General features: G+C 41.3%; 17 protein-coding genes and 1 tRNA gene. 1 reads left to right on the top strand and 17 read right to left on the bottom strand.

Annotated elements, in window-relative coordinates:
• Positions 1–127: 127 nt before the first annotated feature.
• From EQG49_RS08430 to EQG49_RS08380, 11 genes are all read right to left on the bottom strand, one after another.
• A complete protein-coding gene (locus EQG49_RS08430; RefSeq protein WP_133363573.1) occupies positions 128–658 on the bottom strand; it encodes a phosphatidylglycerophosphatase A family protein in 531 nt (176 codons plus the stop codon).
• A gap of 100 nt (positions 659–758) precedes the next feature.
• Positions 759–2,003 carry a sensor histidine kinase gene (locus EQG49_RS08425; RefSeq protein ID WP_133363572.1) on the bottom strand — a complete coding sequence of 415 codons (1,245 nt, stop codon included), beginning with the start codon at positions 2,001–2,003 and terminating at the stop codon, positions 759–761.
• The gene (locus EQG49_RS08420; RefSeq protein ID WP_133363571.1) at positions 1,996–2,685 is read right to left on the bottom strand and encodes a response regulator transcription factor; all 690 of its coding nucleotides are present in this window, start codon (positions 2,683–2,685) and stop codon (positions 1,996–1,998) included. The genes EQG49_RS08425 and EQG49_RS08420 overlap by 8 nt, the downstream gene beginning before the upstream one ends.
• Positions 2,686–3,320: 635 nt before the next feature.
• Complete coding sequence (locus EQG49_RS08415) at positions 3,321–4,517, bottom strand: M20 metallopeptidase family protein (protein WP_133363570.1); 1,197 nt, start codon at positions 4,515–4,517, stop codon at positions 3,321–3,323.
• An 80-nt stretch (positions 4,518–4,597) separates the two neighbouring features.
• The gene (locus EQG49_RS08410; protein ID WP_133363569.1) at positions 4,598–5,815 is read right to left on the bottom strand and encodes an MFS transporter; all 1,218 of its coding nucleotides are present in this window, start codon (positions 5,813–5,815) and stop codon (positions 4,598–4,600) included.
• Between the two features lie 434 nt (positions 5,816–6,249).
• Positions 6,250–6,909, bottom strand: a complete 660-nt coding sequence (locus EQG49_RS08405) for an ABC transporter ATP-binding protein (RefSeq protein ID WP_165964919.1) — start codon at positions 6,907–6,909, stop codon at positions 6,250–6,252.
• A 54-nt stretch (positions 6,910–6,963) separates the two neighbouring features.
• Positions 6,964–8,427, bottom strand: coding sequence for an ABC transporter permease (locus tag EQG49_RS08400; RefSeq protein WP_133363567.1), 1,464 nt, complete (start codon positions 8,425–8,427; stop codon positions 6,964–6,966).
• 583 nt (positions 8,428–9,010) lie between these two features.
• Positions 9,011–9,364 (bottom strand): hypothetical protein, encoded by a 354-nt coding sequence (locus EQG49_RS08395; protein WP_133363566.1) that lies wholly within the window; start codon positions 9,362–9,364, stop codon positions 9,011–9,013.
• Positions 9,365–9,428: 64 nt separating this feature from the next.
• Positions 9,429–10,130, bottom strand: coding sequence for a TIGR00266 family protein (locus EQG49_RS08390; RefSeq protein WP_133363565.1), 702 nt, complete (start codon positions 10,128–10,130; stop codon positions 9,429–9,431).
• Positions 10,131–10,243: 113 nt separating this feature from the next.
• Positions 10,244–10,828, bottom strand: a complete 585-nt coding sequence (locus tag EQG49_RS08385) for a hypothetical protein (protein ID WP_133363564.1) — start codon at positions 10,826–10,828, stop codon at positions 10,244–10,246.
• A gap of 293 nt (positions 10,829–11,121) precedes the next feature.
• The gene (locus EQG49_RS08380) at positions 11,122–12,180 is read right to left on the bottom strand and encodes a hypothetical protein (protein WP_133363563.1); all 1,059 of its coding nucleotides are present in this window, start codon (positions 12,178–12,180) and stop codon (positions 11,122–11,124) included.
• A gap of 554 nt (positions 12,181–12,734) precedes the next feature.
• On the opposite strand from EQG49_RS08380, the gene nhaC reads away from it, so the two are divergent.
• Positions 12,735–14,114, top strand: a complete 1,380-nt coding sequence (gene nhaC / locus EQG49_RS08375; RefSeq protein WP_133363562.1) for a Na+/H+ antiporter NhaC — start codon at positions 12,735–12,737, stop codon at positions 14,112–14,114.
• 287 nt (positions 14,115–14,401) lie between these two features.
• On the opposite strand, the gene EQG49_RS08370 is transcribed toward nhaC, so the two are convergent.
• The 6 genes from EQG49_RS08370 to EQG49_RS08345 form a co-directional block, all read right to left on the bottom strand.
• Positions 14,402–15,388 (bottom strand): aldo/keto reductase, encoded by a 987-nt coding sequence (locus tag EQG49_RS08370; RefSeq protein WP_133363561.1) that lies wholly within the window; start codon positions 15,386–15,388, stop codon positions 14,402–14,404.
• A 456-nt stretch (positions 15,389–15,844) separates the two neighbouring features.
• A tRNA-Leu gene (locus EQG49_RS08365) sits at positions 15,845–15,928 on the bottom strand.
• Positions 15,929–16,030: 102 nt separating this feature from the next.
• The gene (locus tag EQG49_RS08360) at positions 16,031–16,501 is read right to left on the bottom strand and encodes a SprT family protein (RefSeq protein ID WP_133363560.1); all 471 of its coding nucleotides are present in this window, start codon (positions 16,499–16,501) and stop codon (positions 16,031–16,033) included.
• A 10-nt stretch (positions 16,502–16,511) separates the two neighbouring features.
• On the bottom strand, positions 16,512–18,665 hold the full coding sequence (locus tag EQG49_RS08355; protein WP_133363559.1) for a Tex family protein: 2,154 nt from the start codon (positions 18,663–18,665) through the stop codon (positions 16,512–16,514).
• 167 nt (positions 18,666–18,832) lie between these two features.
• Positions 18,833–19,705: an ROK family protein gene (locus EQG49_RS08350; RefSeq protein WP_133363558.1), complete on the bottom strand. Its 873-nt coding sequence runs from the start codon at positions 19,703–19,705 to the stop codon at positions 18,833–18,835.
• A gap of 523 nt (positions 19,706–20,228) precedes the next feature.
• Positions 20,229–21,614, bottom strand: a complete 1,386-nt coding sequence (locus tag EQG49_RS08345) for a PTS sugar transporter subunit IIC (protein ID WP_133363557.1) — start codon at positions 21,612–21,614, stop codon at positions 20,229–20,231.
• Positions 21,615–21,632 lie beyond the last annotated feature (18 nt).

The raw sequence follows: 21,632 nt of genomic DNA, 5'->3' as shown, positions 1-21,632 counted from the left end.
AGCTACGAAAAATCCGTTCCGCTTGGTGCGCTAATATATTGAACAAGCTTCAACTAACAACATATAACTTCGTTAGTATACGTTCGTTTCCACCAGATAGCAAGCTTAATCGCTCGACTTCTAAATGTTAATCATGCTTAATGCCAAAGTTTTGATGCACAGCGGCGGGATTATCGTGTGCCAAACGGGCGGCTGCGGCCGCGGCGACTGCTCCAACTAAATCATCTGCAAAGGTATTAACGACGCCCGCCTTGTGTTCATTCAGCTCACCAATTACCCCCGGTTTCGTCCGATCAACAAAGCCAAAATTCGTCACGCCGATTGAACCATAGACTGAAGTAATACTCATCGCAATCTGTTCATCAATCCCATACAAGCCTTCATCATTTTCAACAATAGTTTGGACTGGCTCTGGTAATAAATGTTGTGTTGCCAATGTATCTAATGCTAAACCAGTCAAAATTGCATTTTGCACTTCACGCTTGGCGAGCACATGCATCACCGAATCAGTGGCGATTGCTGGTGTTAAATCCAGAATGTAGCCATGCACTAACTCATACACAATATCACCAATTTGCGTGGGGCCAATTTTGTGTGCCGATAATTGATCCAACACTTCATCTAATAAATTGTGTTCATTTAATTGTTGTTCGTTCATTGAATTACGTCCCATCTGTTTTAGTAATACTATTATCTTACCGCAAATCACTAAAACAATCCGTAAACTCCCGTCAGTTCGGTTCTATCACTCTTGTCAGCTAGTTATTCACTGGTAGGGTCACGACAAAACGCGTCCCTTGCGGAAAATTATCGCTGACGGTCATTTTCCCGTGGTGACTATCAACAATCCATTTAGCAATCGCCAAACCAAGCCCTGTCCCACCGGTTTCCCGTGAGCCAGATTTCTCATCCCGATAGAAGCGATCAAAAATATGTTTCTTACCATTATCTGAGATGCCGCGCCCGGTATCTGCCACTTCAATGCTTAGCTGTTTATTGCTAATTGCCGTTTTAAAATTAATTGTTTGCCCTTCATCGGTATACTTCAAAGCATTATCTAACAAAATGACCATCAACTGGTGAATGCGTTGCTTATCTACTATTGTAGTTCCCACCGCAGCTAAGTCACTCGTAAATACTTTTTGCTCCAATTCTGCAATTTCACCATAAGGCTCCACAATTTGTTGGAAAAATTCACCGAGATCCACTGCTTCTGATTTAACCACCGTCATATTCGAGTTGGCCTTGGCCAAGGTTAATAAATCCGCTGACAAATTATTCAAGCGCCGAATTTCTGATAGTGACAAGATAATCGGATCGAATTCCTCTTGAATCGTGGCACTGGGCCTCGTCAATAAAATTTCTAGCTTGTTTTGAATAATTGTCAGTGGTGTCTTCAATTCATGGGCTGCGCTATCCACAAAATCCTGCTGTTGCTGCCACGCCTTCATGACTGGTTTCATATTCCGTTGTGCTAACCACCAACTCACAATAATCGTCAACAACGCAAAAATTGCAAACGACACTAACAATACTTGCAAGAAACTTTGGACGCTTTGCCGTTCCGCACTAATATTTTCTAATAGCAGGGCATAATGCGCCGTTTGAACTCCATCCGTCACTGGGCTTTTTAGTTTCACTAGCATCGTCCGAAAATATGCCCGTCCACCCAAATCGACATTTTGAATTTCATTTAAATCCTTTTTGTCCATTTTGATTTGAGCGAGAGGCGTTGCACGATCACCTAATGCATTAAAATTAACAATCGTGCCGGTTTCATTAAATAACAACGTCATCGTCCGAAAATCGCCGGGATTGGGCATCATGCCTTCGTCCTTTAAACCGTGTGCCTCATGTTGTAAATTCCGATCAGCACTCGAGTACAGCGTGTGTTGGAATGTAAAAAAGATGATTGCACCCAAAATTGCAAAAATAACTGAAAAACTAATCGCGCCGGTTAAAAACATGTGCCGTTGCTGTTTTTTATTAACAATATTATTCATCTGTCGCCTCGAGAATAAACCCAATGTTGCGAAGGGTTTTAATTAAATTATTTTCACCGACCGTTTCAAGTTTGCGTCGTAAATTATTAATGTAGATATTAACCACATTAATCGTCGTATCTGAATCAATCCCCCAAACACGATCAAAAATTTGGTCACGGGTCACAATGATGTTTTTATTTTGAATTAGATAAACCAAAATATCAAACTCTTTACCAATCAGCTTTAGCACTTCGCCGTGCGCAACGACACTCCGATTTTCTAAGTTGACTTCTAACCCGCTTGTTTGGAGCGTATGATCATCCGAATATACCCCTGCCCGCCGCAGTAACGCTTGCACCCGCACAATCAACTCTTCGCGATGAAATGGCTTGGTCAAATAATCGTCAGCGCCAACATTAAAGCCGGTTACTTTATCATCTAGTCCGTCTTTGGCGGTCAAAATCAAAACCGGCGTCGTAATTTCATGCGCCCGCAAATCCTTAATTACCTCCAAACCGTTTTGCAACGGCAACATCAGATCGGAAATAATTAAATCATACGGTACCTCAGTTGCTTGGTACTCACCTTCTTCACCGTCATAAGCTTGGTCCACATCAGCAAATGGTGCGAGCATTTCTTTGATATTGTCTGATAAATCATGTTCATCTTCGATTAATAAAATTTTAATTGCTTGTGTCATTTATCTTATCCCCATTCGTTTGTTGACACTATCCGTCATGTATGGATTACTCCGCCACAAAGTTTCAACTGATACGTGGTTTTAGTCATCCATAAAACTAAATAGCATCTCTTTATTAAGAGTATCTTATCCTATGAAGATTAAGTCAAAATAAAAAAGTTAGTATTATAGTAATCTGGGCGCTATTTATTCTAGCGTGGATTCTCATTTCTGTACTTTGTTTAAGAATACTCACGCACCACGGAATATTCTTTAGGCACTAGTCTAACAATTATGACTAACTAACGCAGTGCCGGGAAATTGCTTGGCGGGCGCAGCCTTTACACCGCGACTGGGGGACAGTCTGTGCTTATGCCTGCGAACCGGCAACGCAAAACATCCCAGCATTTTGCTTCACAAAATACCGAATCTAATCCTAACGCGATTAGATTAGCCTTGCAGGCTGGATGTCTTGCTTCCAGCGTGGTGCGCTAAGTAATTTACCGGCACGCAGTGGCCAATTTTACTCAATCCCACGTCAGACGGGATTAGTTCATGGAATGCAAAAATCTCCGCCAACCTAATTGCAAAACAATCAGGACGACGGAGATATATTATTATTTAATTAATACAAGAGCTTTTGATTGTTAAGAAAATTAGTTTGTCGCTGCCATTTCTTGACCAGCTAAAGTTTTAGCTGAGATTGACAAGATTGTGTTAACGAAAACTGCGGTACCAACTGGCAGTGCCTTTTCATCAAGATCAAATTTAGGGTTGTGATTGATGTACTTGTAGCCATCTTCCGCCGTGCCAACACCAAGAACGAAGAACGCACCCGGCTTAACGTCAGTATACATACCAAAGTCTTCACCACCAAGCATTTGCGGTACTTCAAAGATTGCTTGTTCGCCGACGATTTGGGTTGCTGCTTCCATCACGTTATCCACACAGTCTTTGTCGTTAACGACTGAACTGTAACCAAAATCAAATTGTAATTCGTAAGTTGCACCGTACATTTTCGTGATATTTTCAATTGCGCCTTCAATCATGCTCCGTAACTTCAAGCGCGTTTCTTGCTTCAAAGTCCGAACTGAGCCTTGAATCCGGGCAGTTTCTGGAATCACGTTAGCGGCTTGGCCACTGGTAAATTCACCAAATGAACATACAGCATTGTCTAATGGACTAATCCGGCGAGCAACCATGTTATTGATTGTGCTGATAATTTCAGCACCAATTGTAATTGGGTCAATTGCGGCTTCTGGCATCATGGCATGGGAACCCTTACCGATAATTTTCAAATCAAAGACATCAGAGTTGGCCGAAAATGCACCCACACGTTTACCAATCGCTCCTGATGGAATCATTGGAACGACGTGGCAACCGTAAATTTCATCGACGTCATTGAGGACGCCGGCTTCAATCAACATCTTAGCGCCACCAGGTGGCATTTCTTCAGCCGGTTGAAAGAGGAATTTAACCTTACCCGCAATCTTATCTTGCATCTTTGTCAAAACTTCAACTGCCCCTAGTAACATTGCTGTGTGGGCATCGTGACCACATGCATGCATGATACCGTCATTTTCAGACTTGAATGGCACATCAGTTTCTTCCGTCACTGGCAATGCATCAATATCAGCGCGCAACGCAATCGTCTTACCAGGGTGGGCACCTTCAAGCACTGCCATGATCCCATTTTCAACCGGTTCAGTGATTGTCAAATTAGGGAATGTTTCAAGCACGTCTTTAATATACGCCGCTGTTTGCACTTCTTGAAATGACAATTCTGGATGTTGGTGCAAATGACGACGCCAAGCAATAATTTGTTGTGATGGTAATGAATCAAGTAATGACATATAGATACTCTCCTTAAATTTGAAATAAGGCTACCCAATTGGCTCCTTATGAATTAAATTGTATTTCAGCAATGATGCGCTTAAGCTTTTTTCTTTTTAAGATTTGGAATTAAGCATGCCGTGGCAGCCATCGCAAGTCCCAGAATCAAGAAGTACGTGAATACGCTGATAAATGAGCCCCCCGATGCGGTAACGAACAATCCAATCAATGATGGTGAAACAACCCCACCCAAGATTCCACCAGTTGCAACCGTTGCGTAACTTGGTGCAAATACATCTGATTTAAAACGCTTCAGTGGCAAGCTCATCAATGTGACAAATGTGATCAGTAAAGCAAAATCAGCAACTGCTAATGCCAGTGCCATTGTTGCGAACGTTTCCATGTAGAATGCGCTGAACAAACCAACGGCACCAATGACAGCCGCCACACTAATGACAAATTTTTCGTTACCTTGGAACCAACGTCCCACAACATAACTACCAACAATCGCCCCAACCAAGGCACACGCCCCAGCAATTGAAGCTAAGTTTCCGGCTTCGATTAAAGTATATCCTTTAGGACCAGTTAAAAATGTCGGCACCCAGCTGGTAATTCCGTAAACAATCGCATTTACAAAGAATGCACAGAAGAAGAAAATCCAAACTTGCTTGTTTTTCCACACGGTTTTCAATGATACTTTCGGTGCTACTTCAACATCTTCGCTGACAATTGCTTTCTTTTCATTTGGAATCGCAATTAGTAATAAAAGTCCAATTACGACTGCAATTACTGCCAACAAGCGATAAGTAGCAACCCACCCCATACTTTGAACCGCTGGTGATACAATCATCGGACCAATCGCACTAGCAATTCCTGAAGTTGATAACAAAATCCCTTGCGCAAATGTCCGCTGACCAATTGGTAATTTAGTTGCAACTTCTTTACTGGCACTGGCGGCATAACCTGAATGGGCAATCGCCCCAGCCAAGAAACGGATTAAAATGAAATAAATGATTGATGTCCCAAAACCAAACAAACAAGCGAAAACCCCAATCATGAAAATTGAGAAAACTAAGATTTTCTTTGAACCAAGTTTATTATTAACAAAGCCCATCGGAATTTGCATCAATGCGTACCCCAAGAAGAAAGCCGACATAATGAAACCTTTTGCACTTGGGCTAATGCCCATTTCGGCTGACATCGGTACCAAAGCAATCCCGATTGATAGTTTATCAATGTAAATCATAATGTAACCTAAGAACAGGGCTACGATTAACAAGATAGTTCTGAGTTTTGACTGCGTTTTCACCACATCCATTAATATATTTCCTCCAAATTTTCGTGCTATATGTAATTAAGATTATTATTTTATCTAAAACATTCACAATCTTATTTCGTTACTTAATAATATACCTGTAACCCGTGATGATTTTTGGTGTGAACTATGAATTTTTTGTGTAACTCTTACAAAACTGTAAGTCAAAGCTAATCCAACCGTAGGACAGTGTGAATAAAGTGTGAATTCCAGCGCAATACTGCGGAATTATTGCTAAATGTGCCTCGTTGAAAAACCAATTTGGGCACCCTGTCAGACACACGACAAGCCTTCGTTGAAAAGCTAGCTACTAAATTTTATATAGCTTGTCCCAGCACAAGCAAAAAACACACCCGCATAATTGCAGATGTGTTCTAGCACGATATCTATTAATGTTGGTAGCTAAGATTTCATTGTCGCGCGTCACTTCGCGTTTGCTAATTTGCTTTAAATTGGTGATCTGCTAGCTGAATCTGTACGTCCGCTTGTTGCGCCACATTTTGGTCATGGGTAATGATAATGACCGTTTTATTCAATTCCCGCGTCAAATTTTTGAACAATTCAACAATTGCGCTAGAATTTTCCGCATCCAGATTCCCCGTTGGTTCATCCGCTGCCACAATGGGCGCATCAACCAACATTGCCCGCACGATGGCTACCCGTTGTTGTTGACCACCACTAAGTTGTTGCACATTCTTCATGGCATTAGCTTCATCAATACCGACTTTCGCTAAGGCAGCCAAGATGTAATTTTTATCACCCACGTGTTTTGAGTGTGTGATGCTGAGGGCACTTTTAACATTTTGGTAGGCTGACATGTAATTTAATAAATTATATGACTGGAAAATGATAGCCACATCATCACGCCGGAAATTCCCGAGGCCAATCTTGTTCACATCTTTGCCATCGAGGAGAATTTGGCCTTGTTTTGGTGTGTCTAACCCTGCCAAAAATGACAGTAGCGTCGTTTTTCCGGAACCGGATTCGCCAACAACGGCGTACATTTTACCCGGTTCAAATGATAAATTAACATCCTGATAGAGGGGGTGACTGGCGTCCTTGAAGTAGTGGGTTAAGTTTTTTATTTCTAACATAATTTATGCTCCTATATCGGTTGCCTCAGTGCAGGCGAACCGCGCTTTTCTTTTAGACTATTCGTTGGTTAAAATTCGTTTCGGCTTCAAGCGCAAAATGTTGATTGACGCTGCTGAAACTGCCACTAAGATAATTACTAGGCCGAAACCACCTAATTCACCAAGTGTTTTCATATTTAATGTCGTATTGAGTTGCTTAAGTTGGGCCGGACTTGCTTGGTTAGTCATCCCACCGCGCATGCCACCAGGTCCACCAGCACCAAGTTGACCGCCCATACCTCTGCCACCTTGACTACCAGGTTGGCCCGTCGTTTCTGATGTTGTTTTAGCTTGCGCAGTTTGTTGCGCCACTAATTGATTCCCAACTGTTTGACCAACATAATTCCCTGTAACCCCCGCAATTCCGAGTGAAATAACTAAGACTGCAAATAATTCAAAGAATAATTGACCAACAATTTTGGCCTTCCGTTCACCAATTGAGAGTAATACTCCCATTTCATGGCGTCGTTCCCGAACCATCAACACAATAATTAGTGTCAAAATAATCACCCCAGCTACCGCCACTAAAATCACAATTTTTGATGCAAATGATTTAATGTTATTCAATGGCGTCAACAATGCTTTATAGGCTGCATCGTCAGCCGTTAATTGTAATTTATTGGTATCAATTAACTTCTTAGCCGCCTTCACAAATGCATTGGCTTTACTTGGTTCTGACAGAGTAAATGTCACATTGGCAGCTTGATCGACCGTGCCATTTAACGTATTAGCTAACGTATAACTTGCGTAAATTGTGTTACTTGGGTCAATTGGGCTGAAGCCTTCTGTTGCGGTACTTTTTAATTGGTAAATCCCAACAATTTTCAAACTAATTTTTTGTTTGCCATCGGTTGACTTAACTTTAACTGTGTCACCGACTTTTAAACTATCTTGATCAGCTAAGTTCTTTTCAATCATGATATTGTTCGTGTTTTCATCGCTAGCTGTAATACCCCGACCATCAACTAGTGTCGCGGTTTTACCAGTAAAAGCGGCCGCACTTGCTGATGTACTTACACCGGCAATGTTCATATCGCCTTGGGCTGGCTTGTTACTTTCACCGCCACGGCTTGTACCACCTTGACCGCCACCAAAACCACCTTGGCTACTTGATGAACTTTCAATTGGATCAAAGCCATTCGCATTAACGGAAGCCGAATTTGAAATGCTGTATCCGGCGACATTTGCTAGGGCGGCAATTTTTTTGACTTGTGCAACAGTCGCAGTCGCCTCAGCCGGACGAGTTGTTTCACCAGCTTCACGGGCGGCTTGCATTTGGGCAAACATTTTCTCACGATTAGCACTCAACGTCACCGTCGCGCCGGCACTCTTTTGGGCGTTTTGCGTTGCCGTCACAGCGGCATTCTGGATAATCAATCCAGCTAACACAAAAATTAAAATTGCTGATGTCACTAATACTAGTAATAAACTCCGGCCTTTCTTATGGCGTAAGTTTAACCATGCTCGGTTTAAAAAATTCATCTCTCTAATCCTCTTCTCTGTTATTTATCAGTTAGTCACAATGTTGCTTACTGACCAGCTGTTCTTGATGTCCATTAATATAACGAGGGAAAATTAAACAAATATAAACTGAGGGTTAAATGAAAATTAAATATCATTTTAAAATGAAGCTTAGGAACATAAATTAACTATAACGTCCAAAAACTCAGGCACGAATTTTTCCTAAGATCTTCTTAAATCTCGCTTAACTTAATGACATTGGCATCATCTGTGGCTGCGGCGTTAGATATGCATCCCACGCAGTTACCACGATTCGCACGACATAAAAAATAACCCAATCCCAATGACACCATGGGATTGAGCTGTGCCAAAATATATACTTTTTTATAAGTTAAACAAAAAAATTTCTAGCGTGGAATTTGGATATGCATCTCAGATTGATTCCCACTACGAGGCTAGAAACAGTCTGGACACCGTGATGGAAGACAAGCATTTGAAGCCACAGTGCGGTCTTCAAATGTTTGCGAAGCTTTGCTCACTGTCGCTGATGAATTAAGTTTCCTTATATCAAACTCGCAAACCGCCTCTTGTCCCACTTCCAGTATTATTTAACTTCATCCCAACGAGTATAGGTAAATTCTTCCATCACTGCCCGCTTGGCAACTACTGGCTTAACTTCGGTAAATTCGTCTTCCATCGCAAACTGATATTCATTAGAATCTTCAGCAGTTTCTTCATCCCAATATGCAAATGAATAGTACTTGTCATCTTTTTTTACGACACCAAAAATTTCAGCGGCATTTTTATCAGCTTGTTCAAGGTCAAAATCACCTTCATAGTGAATTCCGTCAAATTCGGCTTCATCCCCATCACTAAAGTGTTCAAAGTGCGCCAATATTTCTGCCTTATCAGCTGCTGTTAATGTTTTGCCAAGCAATTGTTCTAAAGTAATTTTCATTGTTAATCCTATTCCTTTTGGTTAATGTAATTATTTTAACACTTGCTTACACTAATACGATTAGTTATTTTGAGCCACCGGTTGGCATGTACGGAATTAATGAATCGGCCATTGCTTTCAAATTACGTGTCTGAACTAGTACTTTCCCTTGACCACTAAAATGATTCACAATTCCTTCACCTGATTTGAACCCAAACATTCCTGAGGCAATTTCAAGCTTGTAATCCAAACTTGAAGACCACGCTAAGACATTACCATTATCAACAATTAAGTGATCGGTGACGTCCATTTCAACAATATCACCGTAACTGGCAATCAACAATGAGCCTTCACCAGTTGTTTCCATAATGAACAAGCCACCGGTGCCAGCAAAAATCGCTTTCCCTAATTCTTGGCGCTTCATGTTGTAGTTCACACCTTCATCTGCCGCTAAAAATGAACCGGTATTAAGCCGCCAGTTATTGGCTGGACTAGTCGTTAGTTCCATAATCTTACCTGGTAAGGCTGGTCCCAATGAAATTTTAGCGCCATCACGTTGACCAATTGCAGTGGTCATAAACATACTTTCACCACTCGCCATTCCACGTCCAACTGCCTTTATCAATCCGCCTAATCCAGACGCTCCATTTGAATTCATTTTACCTTGGAGTTCCACGTCCCCGGTGTGATAGACCATTGAGCCACGTTCAATTTTTATTTCTTCATTTTGTTGTAAAGTGATTTCCACCAGTTGAAAAGCTGAGTCGTTTGAAAGTTGATATTGCATGTTGCCACCTCCTGCAATGGTTTCCGTAATTTAGGAAAATCCATCGTTTTTTATTATTCACCTAAATTATACCGACTAATTTTGAAGATTTTTATTATTCAGCTTCAAAATAATTAATGCCCACCCAATGGAATCTTTAACCGCCATTCATCATTTCGCAATGCCTGCCGCTCTGGTACTAGCGATAAGTACGGTGTCACCATTAAGAGAAAATCTTTCAAATTATCATAGCGTTCCTTTGGTGAAAAATAGTGATTCATCTTCCGCTGTGATAAATTCCCAACAATTTTAACGAGGTCATCATTATGCTGTTGCACAACTGCAGCCGCCGACAGTTCCAAATTTTTTAATAAATCAACACGTTCAAAAGTTGGTAAATTCGGATTATCCACCAATTTAAAATCGACTGGTAAATTTTCACCAACACCCAAAATCATAATATTTTTTATCGCCGCTAATTCATTTAGTAACTCATTTGGTGCCACTGCGTTCAAATACTTTGGTAAATAATATACACTTGGTGTTTGCACTAACAAATGGACTTGGCGATTTACGCCACCCCCAAAGTTAATATGGCTGACAAACACCCGCTTTTGAATATAGTTGACGTTATCCAGCACTAATTGTGGATTTTGTTGCCACAACAGGCCAAAGTCCAACCAAAATTGGCCTTTAGCCGTATAAATTGGCATCCCCATAAATTCACCTCGCAGTTTTCATAATTAATTTGCTTTATTTATTCTAGCGTGAGATTCTCGTTGCTGTGCTTTTGTTTAAGAATACTCACGTACCACGACTATACCTTGGGCACTAGTCTTTTGAGTACATCACAAAATCAGCGATAACTGATTTTGTTGAATCTGCACCTTACGACTGTTATTGCTAGTTTGAGAATTATTACTAACTAACGGAGTGCCGGTAGTGGGCAGTTTTCATTCTCAATTGTACTAAAAAACCACCAACTACAAAATCAGTAATCGGTGGTGAATAATTAATATACCTTAGTAGACTTAAAAATTTCAGGTTGGCGATTGGATAACATATAGGCATAGCCCTTTTTATCAAACGCAATCGTTTCAAATTCCCGTTTCGACTTGAACGTTGTCTCCCGAATATCGGCTGGTTTGAGGCGCCCTAGCTTTTTTATTGGGAAAGATTGGATTGAACTATCTGACACCAGCATCAGGCGCTTCTTTTTGGCATCATACGAAATTGCTTGCGCGTGTGTGCCTGCTTTATGCTTGATAATCTGAACTTGCGTGAATTTACTTGGTTTGTTGATTCCAAACGTGCCCTTGTAAATTTTTGCCGAATTATCCTTCTTGTTAATGGTTGAAAAGTACGCCTTCCCGCGACGATCAAAAGTTAAATTATGTGCTAACGGAATTTTATCAGTAACTTTAAACGTCGTCCGCCCCGTCACCTTTAATGATTTTGCGCTAATCCGTAGTAACGTGGTGTTTTTTTCGACGTATTTGCCACGCTTCTTCAAATCTCGATTAACCCAAATTGCGCCGGTTTTAGGATTCAAGGCCATCGCTTGACCGTGTCCAAGTTGCATCTGCTTGCTGACTTTAATATACTTGGCAAGCTTTTTGTAACTTTTTTTCTTGTGTGAACCCGCATAGACCTTAAACATGTAATTAAGGGGTTTATGCTTTAATACCTTTTTTAACCCATGCAAATTATAGCGGATAATCCAACCAGTATTCGATTCTTTCCTAATTGGTTTATAGAGAATATACAAGTATTTATTATGTTTGCTATAGACCATACTTTGTGGATTTCCCCATTTGTAGCCATGGTTAGCGGGCAAATACGTTGATGTTTTCAGCGTAACTTTGCGACCAAAAACATGTTTTTTCGTTTCTATCACGTTTTTCTTACTTGTTTTTTGAGGTTGGCACTTACCAAAACCCCAATGTTTCGGTGCTTGCTTAGTTGTTTTAATATTATTTACAATATGCAAGTCAGCGTGCACCAAACTTCCTGTTACCAGCGAAAAAAGCATGATAGTCGCTAATGTGATTGTGATTATTTTATTTTTCACGGACTATCCTCCTATTAATTCTTAGAAATACCTATACTGATTTCCTATGCAACCATTCCATAAAAATTCACTGCTTCTATCATAACTCTTTTAACATGCATGGCACCGCCTGTTTTGCAGATGTAACAGTAATGCAAAATTATCGGCTAAAGCCTGGCTGATTAGTAATGAATATCCTCTATTTTACATTTTATTTAAAATAAAGTGTTGACGCAGAACTTTTGAAGGACTATGCTTATCCCTATTGTTTCAAAACAAAACCAACGAAGGAAGTTAGGCTTATGCAAAAAATGTCATTACAATTTAACAACGCCTACTATTATGGTTATTCAGCTCCTAAGCTGTGATAACCACCTTTTTGTGTGGCTCATGGCTTAGGTTTCTAACCTAATTCATGGGACACAAGTTGAAACATTATTACGCTAAACTTGTAAAGCACCTGTGAATTTTTAAATTCGCAGGTGCTTTTTTCTATTTCCGGCCGGAATAGCTTGGCGCTACTACCGCAATTATTTTATTAACATTCAATCACACAAGAAACTGAGGAATTATTTATGCATAACAAAAAAATCTCGACCTTAGAGGCTAGCCTCCTCCTAATTGGCATGCTCGTTATTTTGGCACTAGGCATTATTCATTTACAATTAATGCCCCAAGTCCCAGTCCTCCTAATCATTGCGCTTTTCACATTGTGGGCGACAATTCGCAAAATTCCTTTGAACACCGTTACTGATAGTATGGCTAGTGGTATTCAAAAAGGAATCATTCCATTGTTAATCTTCATCCTCGTTGGTGCCCTTATTGGGGTTTGGCTCCAAGCTGGTATCATCCAATCATTAATGGTGTTTGGTTTTTCAATTGTTTCTGTCCAATGGTTCTTACCCACTGTTTTCTTAGTTACTGCAATTGTCGGAACCGCAATCGGGAGTGCCTTTACCGTTATTTCAACATTGGGATTAGTTTTCATTGGTATTGGAACTGCGCTTGGTTTAAATCCTGCCATGGTTGCTGGAGCCATCATCTCTGGCGCCATCTTCGGGGATAAAACTTCACCACTCTCTGATTCAACAAACTTAGCAGCCGCTATTTCAGGTGGTGAATTGTTCGCCCACATCAAGAATTTATCTTGGTCAACCATTCCAGCCTTCTTCGTTTCATTAATTATTTACACCATCATTGGTCACACCCAAAGCCACGTATCTTTGCACAGTGTGGCAACGTTAATTCACGTCCTCGAAGCCCACGCGAGCGTTTCAGCTTGGGCAATCCTGCCAATCGGGCTCTTATTAATTGGCGCCTGGCTCAAAATTCCTGCCATCCCAACGCTTTTACTCAACATCAGTGTGACGGCCATTATGATTTTATTCCAAGGTCACGTTGGGCTCAAAACCATTGCCAATGTCATTGAAACTGGTTTCATCTCAAACACTGGTAATCACCAAGTTGATGCCTTGCTGACGCGGGGTGGTATTACGAGCATGCTTGGCACCGTTGGTTTAATTATTTTGACTCTTTCACTTGGCGGTATTTTGTTAAATCTCGGCATTATTGAAACCGTGATGGTACCAATTACGAAACGTCTTAAATCAAACGGTACCTTAGTACTTGGCACGATTTTGACAGGTATTAGCATGAACCTCTTAGTTGGTGAACAATACTTATCAGTTATCTTACCTGGGAATGCTTTTAAGGAAGAATTCGACAAGCGTGGTTTAGCACCAGTTGCTTTAGGTCGGGTACTTGAAGATGGTGGGACTGTTATCAACTACTTGATTCCTTGGGGTGTAGCCGGTGCCTTTGCCGCTACAACACTTGGCGTTCCAGTACTAACGTTCTTACCATTTGTTTTCTTTAGTTGGCTTTCACCAATTTTCTCATTGTTCAGTGGCTTCACTGGTATTGGTTTAAAGAAAATTGATACTGTTAACAACTAAATATCACTTAGGATAGTCTGACAGAGAATGGAATAAAATTGGCCACTGCGTTAGTTGAGCATAATGCTCAAACTAGCGAAAAAGCAGGTACCAATTATGGGACGCAGTGGCATGAAAAAAACACTGACAATAGAACCCCAGTAATTCGATGATTGAAAAGTTCGGAAACGACAATCCAACGCTAGACTAAATACAACCATAAAACACAAATAGCTCATGCATTTCGTCATTAAACGAAGTGCATGAGCTGTTTTTCTATTAATTTAATTTTTCTCAGGTTCCGAACCTTATTTATTCAAAATTTCGGTGATTAAATTCAATTCTTCATTGGAGAAATCCATATTTTCACTCATCTTGATATTTTCCAACAAGTGCTTAGTTTGAGATGCCCCGATAATTACGGAACCAACACGTGGATCTTTCAACAACCAAGCTAATGCCATTTGTGAAAGCTTTTGCCCGCGTTGTTGGGCAATCTCGTTCAGGCCGACAATTTTGGCGTGAATATTTTCTGTCCCGTTGTCAAAGATATACTTGCTTGACCAATGAATTGGCATATCGGCAGGGATTCCGGCTAAATAACGATCTGACAGCAAACCTTCAGCTAATGGACCATATGCTACTAAACCTTTATTGTGACTACCAACCGCGTCTACAATACCAGTGGTTTCAGCATTTCGATTCAACATATTGTATGAAACCTGATTACCAACAAATGGCGTCCCGAGTTCTGCAAAAATTGGCGCAATTGCATTGAACTGTTCCGTCGTATAGTTTGAGACGCCCACATACAAAGCCTTACCTTGGCGTACCATCAAATCCATGGTTTCCGCAGTCTCGCGCAGATTAGTGTGTGGATCCCAACGGTGGGCGTAGAAAATATCGACGTAATCTAAGTGCATCCGTTGCAACGATAAATCAAGGGCTCCGACAAACGTCTTCTTAGAAGAAAACTCGCCAAACGGTCCTGGCCACACATGGAACCCAGCTTTCGTGGTCACAACCAATTCATTACGGTGGGCTTTTAAATCTTTTTCAAACACATGCCCAAAAGTTTCTTCTGCGGCACCACTCGAATAACTAGCCGCATTATCAAATGAGAATATCCCATTATCAAACGCATTCAAGATTACCTCACGTGATTTGCTTAAGGGTTGTTCACCCCCCATGTTCTTCCAAAAACCTAACGAAAGACTTGGCAAAATCATCCCCGTATCACCCATGCGACGAGCGGGTAAGTTGTCGTAGCGTTCTTCGGCTGCTTTATAAACCATTTGTTGCCCCCTTAGTGTTGAGTACATATTAGTTATAATTGTTTAGCGTTGCCCTCACCATAGCATTCGCATGCGGGAACGTCAACAATTCCGGTCATGCTGTTTCAACACACGGTCAATGAATTGGTATTGTCCTTATTGCCCTTTTCTATTTTTTTCAATGTCTTTATCATAATAATTTCATTTATATGCCTCTAGCGTGGAATTGTCGTTTCTGTACATTTCAATCATTAAATTACTGCGGTTCTATTGTCAGTATTTTTCACGCTACTGTGGCCTGTGGTTGGTAACTGTTTTCCACTAGTTTGAGCATTATTTCTAACTAATGGAGTGGCCAAATTTATTCAATCCCACGTCAGACGGAATAGTGCCATGAAAAAGTACAAAAAGAAAACGCCTTAACCACTGAATTCACAGTGACCAAGACGTTTTCGAAGTGTTCATAACTTCAATTAGTGCGATCGAGAGGAATCGAACCTCCACGGTATTTCTACCACAGGATCCTTAATCCTGCGCGTCTGCCAGTTCCGCCACGATCGCATGACATAACTCATCGCCTCAACGACAAGATATATCATACCAAATAGATTTTACTTTGGCAATACATTTGCACAACTTTTTTAAATTTTTTTGCTTGGTTACTTAAACACGCTTACTACCAATTTCAACGAGGTGTCCTTTACATTTACCGCAAACATATTTTTTCGTATCAATATGCCGTTTGCGCGCGTACGTTTGGCCACAGTTCTGACACTGATATTCGACCACTAACTGTAACTTACGGGCTGAATCATCGCTTGGTACCTGTGGGGCAAACCGACTACCACCAACGTTTGCTAGTAGGACTTTGAATTGTTGATCCTTGTGTTGATATGGTAATCCCCGCAAATGTAAATGGTAATGCACCAATTCATGCTTCACCACCCCAATCAAATTAACTTCATCAAATGCCGTATACATTTTCGGGTTAATATCAATATTATGACTTTGCAATTGATACCGCCCACCCGTTGTTTTCAGCCGTTTATTAAACCACGCTTTGTGTTGAAAAGGTTGGTGGAAAAATTCCAATGAAATCTGTTCAACTAATGTTTGCAACTGTTCATCAGTCATTTTCGCTAACCTACTTTTCTTCTAACGGTAACATCGACAGGCCAATCCGATTACGTTTCGTATCAACGTCCACTACCCAGACGTCCACGATATCACCCACCGCCACAATTTCACTTGGGTGCTTAATCCGCTTTTTCGCCATCCGTGAGATGTGTACTAGTCCATCATGCTTCACACCAAGATCAACAAAGGCACCAAAATCAATGACATTCCGCACTGTTCCTTGTAATTTCATGCCGGCTTGTAAGTCTTCAATATGCAAGACATCTTGGCGTAAAACGGCACCCGGCATATCATCACGGACATCACGGCCTGGTTTTGACAGTCCTTGAATGATGTCATCCAACGTCGATAACCCAATCCCAAATTCGTCGGCGGTCGCTTGGTTATTCAAACTACTGAGGACGCTTGTTGCTGCTGTTCCGACTTGTTTGAGGTTCAAACCGGCCTTATCCAATAATTCCTTAGCGATAGTGTAACTTTCTGGGTGAATATCGGTGTTATCTAAAATATTTTTCCCCGCGACGATGCGCAAGAAACCCACTGCTTGTTCATACGCCTTAGGCCCTAAACGGGGAACTTTTTTTAATTGTGGCCGACTCAAAAATTCACCATTTTCGTTCCGGTAGTTCACGATATTATTAGCAATCGTTTTATTCAAGCCAGAAATGTGGGCTAACAACTGTGGTGAAGCGGTATTCAAATTAACACCAATTTGGTTAACGGCGGTTTCAACAACAGTGTCGACCTGTTCATCAAGTTCCTTAGCGGGTAAATCATGTTGATATTGCCCCACTCCTACTGATTTGGGATCAATCTTAATCAATTCAGCTAATGGATCTTGCAAACGCCGCCCAATCGAAACCGCGGAACGTTCTTCAACGTGCAAATCCGGAAATTCTTCACGCGCCGCATCACTGGCTGAATAAACTGAAGCACCGGCTTCGTTAACAATCACGTAACTTGTTTGCGCCGTAATATTAGCCGCGACAAATTCTTCTGATTCCCGACTAGCAGTTCCGTTCCCAATCGCTACTAATTCAACCTGATATTTGGCAATTAAATCTTTAAAAATATCCGCGGCTTCAGCGCGTTGCTTACCACTGGCTGGCTTATGTGGGTAGATTACTTGTTTTGCTAAGAATTTACCATTCTCATCAATCACCGCTAACTTAGAACCCGTCCGAAATCCGGGATCAAAGCCCATGACAATCCGCCCTTTCAGTGGTGCTTGCATCAACAAATGATACAAGTTTTCGCCAAAGACATTAATAGCTTGTTCACTGGCTGTTGCGGTTAGTTTTGCCCGCAATTCACGTTCAATCGCTGGTCCAATAAAACGTTTGTAGGCGTCTTCTAAGGCCGCGTAAACAATATCAGCCATCTTACCTTGCCGGTTACCAATTTCTTTAAATCGTAAGTGTCCCAAAATGCCATCGACATCCGTTTCAATCGTCGCTTTCAAAACTTTTTCGTTTTCACCCCGATTAATTGCCAAAGTTTGGTGCGATTGTAATTGATTCAACCGGCTACTAAATTCGTAGTACATTTGGTACACGCCTTGTTCGTCGAGTTCCTTGGCTTTGGGTTTTTCACTGACCGCCAGCATCCCCTTAACCCACGTGAAGTCACGTACCCATTCACGATAACTCGCATTTTCACCAATTCGTTCGGCCAAAATTTCATTTACGCCGTTCATAACGGCTTCCAAATCTGGTACTTCATCATTCACATACTTTTGCGCTTCAGCATCGACTGAACCACTTGGAAAGCTCACTAACCAATTGGCCAATGGTTCCAAACCTTGTTCCTTGGCGATAGTCGCCTTAGTCCGCCGTTTTTGCTTAAACGGTAGGTATAAATCTTCCACAATTTGGAGCGTTTTAGCTTGATCAATTTTTGTTTGTAATTCCGGCGTTAGCAAACCTTGCTCGGTAATTGCCTTCACAACCGTCTGCTTACGATCCCGTAAATCAGTAACTGTCTTCGCCGTTGCTTGGATTTCACGGATTTGAACTTCATCTAAGTCTTGTGTCCGTTCCTTCCGATACCGCGCGATAAATGGTACGGTGTTCCCTTCAGCAAGCATTGATAGCACGTTTTCAACTTGCTTTGGTCGATAGCTTAATGTTTTTATTACGGCTTGTAAAATTTCAGGTTCCATTTTTATCTCCTGTTTTATCTTGATTCTGTTAAATCACATTTGTGCATAAATATCACACCGTAGGGATTACTGAATCAATTACTTATCTGCTTAATTATAAGGGTGAATAGTAAAAAGACCAACCACCGTTTCCGATAATTGGTCTTTCTTAGTTTTTGTAAAATTTGTTATGCTGGATAATGCCCATAAAATACTGCGGCCGCCCCAATTAAGTTGGCATCAGCCCCAAACTTACCAACCGTAATTGTAGGTGTCATATCCGCAATATCAATTGCATCGTACATTGCTTGAACGTGCTTTTTAACACTTGGAACTAGGTCTGGATTGTTTGTAATTGTCCCACCTAAGATAAACATATCCGGATCAAGAATGAAGGAAATATTGAAAATCCCCTTAGCAATTGCTTGATAGAAATTTTCAACATACTCTTTTGCTACTGTATCGCCATTTTTAGCGGCATCAAAAATGTCTTTACCAGAAACTGCCGTACCATTAGCCGCATTATAGCGGTCAGCCATTTGGACTGGTGAACCATGCACACTCCAATTATCTTGATCATCATAGAATTGCCCGAAACCAAATTCGCCACCGTAGCCGTGTCCCCCGCGCACCAATTTACCGTCCACAAAGTTAGCGCCACCGAGCCCAGATCCAATCACTAAAAATGAAACCACGTCCTGATTGCGACCGTCCCCTTGCCAAATTTCAGCAAAACCCGCACAGTTCGCATCATTTTCCATCGTTACTGGTAAGTTGAAAAGGTCTTCCCATTCTTTAAGAATTGGAAAATTGTGTAAATACGGAATCGCTGACAGACCACCAATGTAGCCTTCAGCGTACTTCACATTCCCCGGTGCACTAATTGCGACACCAGTAAATGTAAATTGTTGTGCTAACTCAGTCTGAACTTGAACCATGGCACTTTTCATGGCTGACCAAGTTGCCGGTGTGACAAATGAAGCCGTCGCAGTTAACTGGTTTTGATTCCAAACCCCATACTTAACTGATGATCCACCAATATCCATTAATAATAAACTCATCTTATTTCCTCTCCGAATTATCTTTCTATATCCAGTTATATTTGTTATTTCGGTTCTATTTATTCTAGTGTGTAATTGCCGTTTCTGTACTTTTCAATCATCAAATTACTGAGATTCTATTGTCAGTATTTTTTCATCCTACTGTGGCCTGTGGTTGGTTACCATTTTTCGCTAATTTGAGAATTATTACTAACTAACGAAGTGCCAGTAAATTACTTGGCGGTCGCAGACTTTACACCGCGACTGGGGTGATATGTGTGTAACACATGTCGCCGCTGAGGATAAGATGAGGAGTTTTAGGAATTTATTCCTTAGGCTCCCAGCTTATCCGAACCTCCCAAGACCGCATTTCGGCTTGGGAGGTTGCTTCCAGCGTGGTGCGCCAAGTAATTTACTGTCACGCAGTGGCCAATTTTATTCAACCCCATGTCCGACAAAATAGCTCCCTTGAATTGATACATAAAAGGCTTGAGCAAAATTTGCTCAAGCCTTTTATCAATCGTTAATTTTTAGATAATACTGCTTAGGCTTCAGTTGCTTCAGCAGTAGCTTCTTGTTCTTGAGCTAACAAGATCTTGTCGTACTTAGCAGCAAATGGCCAGTAAATTGCAGTTGAGATACCCAACGTAATTGTTTGCCAAATCATCATCTTCCATCCACCGATAAGGAATCCTGAAAGGATTGCTGGAGTAGTCCATGGAGCTGACACACCGTTAAGTGGAGGCACGATACCAGTTGCAATAACAATGTAAGTAGTTGCAGCAACTACCACTGGAGTCAAGAAGAATGGAAGTGCCAAGAATGGGTTCATAACAATTGGAAGACCGAACAAGAATGGTTCGTTAATATTGAAGATAGTAGGAACTGCTTCAACCTTTGAAAGGGCCTTGAATTGTTGTGACTTCGCTGCGATAAGCATGAAGAGCAACAAACCAATTGTGATACCTGAACCAGTCAAGTTGATGAAGTTGTTGTAGAATTCGTTAGTAACGATGTGAGCACCGTTTGCGAGTGACAACTTACCAGCCTTGTAAAGTTCAGCATTAGCAAATGAGTTAGGAATCAACATAGGACCAGTGATACCACCCATGATCAAACCACCGTGAACACCGAAGAACCAGAAGAATGGTACTAAGAAGGCGATGATGATAGCACCACCGAATGTATCAGTAACACCTTGGATTGGAGTTTGCACAACTTCATAAATCCATTCGAGCAAGCTTGAGTGGAGTACCTTATCAAAGAAGGCGTAAATGACAGTTGCAACAAAGATAATAACACCTGATGGAATCATTGCTGTAAATTGGTTAGCAACGTTAGCAGGAACTTGTTCTGGCAACGTAATCTTCCAACCAGCATTAATCATTGCTGAGTATGACCAACCAACAAGTAAGGCAACGATCAAGGCTGCAATCATCCCTTGTCCACCAAGCCAAGTGGTGTTAATTACACCAGTAACTGGGCCGTTGATGGCATCTTGCAATACTTGAGGTGAACCCTTAAGGGCTGAAGCAAGTTGCTTAGCACCGTCAGCTTGTGAAGCTGCGATAACTGGGTTAGCAACTTGGAGCTTTTGCACGATCAAGAAGGCAACGAATGAAGTCAATGCTGCAGGCAATGCTTCATGTCCTTCGTCACGAACGTAAACGTAAGCAATCCCAATTGATGAGAACACCGCCATGATACCAAATGAAGCAGCATAGGCTTGGTTAAAGTAGACTGTCAAGCCAGAGCTGGCGAAGAAGTCTGAAATTGCAGTGACTGGGAAGTTTGCAAGGATCAAGAAGATTGATCCGATAATGATGAATGGAAGTGAGTAAACCATACCATTCTTCAGGGCGTTAATCGCTTTAGTATTAACGAACTTAAGAACTGGAGGCAACAACTTCGTGTTAATCCAATTAGACATAATACACTCCTCGTATAA

Origin of the sequence: Periweissella cryptocerci (genome assembly GCF_004358325.1) — a bacterium.
Classification (GTDB): Bacteria; Bacillota; Bacilli; order Lactobacillales; family Lactobacillaceae; genus Periweissella; species Periweissella cryptocerci.
The sequence above is the reverse complement of the archived record's forward strand: the minus strand, read 5'-3'. Positions and strand labels throughout refer to the sequence as shown.

Coding starts and splice junctions, on each gene's coding strand:
- EQG49_RS08350 (WP_133363558.1), bottom strand. CDS start 19,705: ATGAGTTTATTATTAATGGATATTGGTGGATCATCAGTTAAGTATGGG.
- EQG49_RS08355 (WP_133363559.1), bottom strand. CDS start 18,665: ATGGAACCTGAAATTTTACAAGCCGTAATAAAAACATTAAGCTATCGA.
- EQG49_RS08400 (WP_133363567.1), bottom strand. CDS start 8,427: ATGAATTTTTTAAACCGAGCATGGTTAAACTTACGCCATAAGAAAGGC.
- EQG49_RS08385 (WP_133363564.1), bottom strand. CDS start 10,828: ATGGGGATGCCAATTTATACGGCTAAAGGCCAATTTTGGTTGGACTTT.
- EQG49_RS08360 (WP_133363560.1), bottom strand. CDS start 16,501: ATGACTGATGAACAGTTGCAAACATTAGTTGAACAGATTTCATTGGAA.
- EQG49_RS08345 (WP_133363557.1), bottom strand. CDS start 21,614: ATGTCTAATTGGATTAACACGAAGTTGTTGCCTCCAGTTCTTAAGTTC.
- EQG49_RS08415 (WP_133363570.1), bottom strand. CDS start 4,517: ATGTCATTACTTGATTCATTACCATCACAACAAATTATTGCTTGGCGT.
- EQG49_RS08370 (WP_133363561.1), bottom strand. CDS start 15,388: ATGGTTTATAAAGCAGCCGAAGAACGCTACGACAACTTACCCGCTCGT.
- EQG49_RS08390 (WP_133363565.1), bottom strand. CDS start 10,130: ATGCAATATCAACTTTCAAACGACTCAGCTTTTCAACTGGTGGAAATC.
- EQG49_RS08410 (WP_133363569.1), bottom strand. CDS start 5,815: ATGGATGTGGTGAAAACGCAGTCAAAACTCAGAACTATCTTGTTAATC.
- EQG49_RS08425 (WP_133363572.1), bottom strand. CDS start 2,003: ATGAATAATATTGTTAATAAAAAACAGCAACGGCACATGTTTTTAACC.
- EQG49_RS08430 (WP_133363573.1), bottom strand. CDS start 658: ATGAACGAACAACAATTAAATGAACACAATTTATTAGATGAAGTGTTG.
- EQG49_RS08420 (WP_133363571.1), bottom strand. CDS start 2,685: ATGACACAAGCAATTAAAATTTTATTAATCGAAGATGAACATGATTTA.
- EQG49_RS08395 (WP_133363566.1), bottom strand. CDS start 9,364: ATGAAAATTACTTTAGAACAATTGCTTGGCAAAACATTAACAGCAGCT.
- nhaC (WP_133363562.1), top strand. CDS start 12,735: ATGCATAACAAAAAAATCTCGACCTTAGAGGCTAGCCTCCTCCTAATT.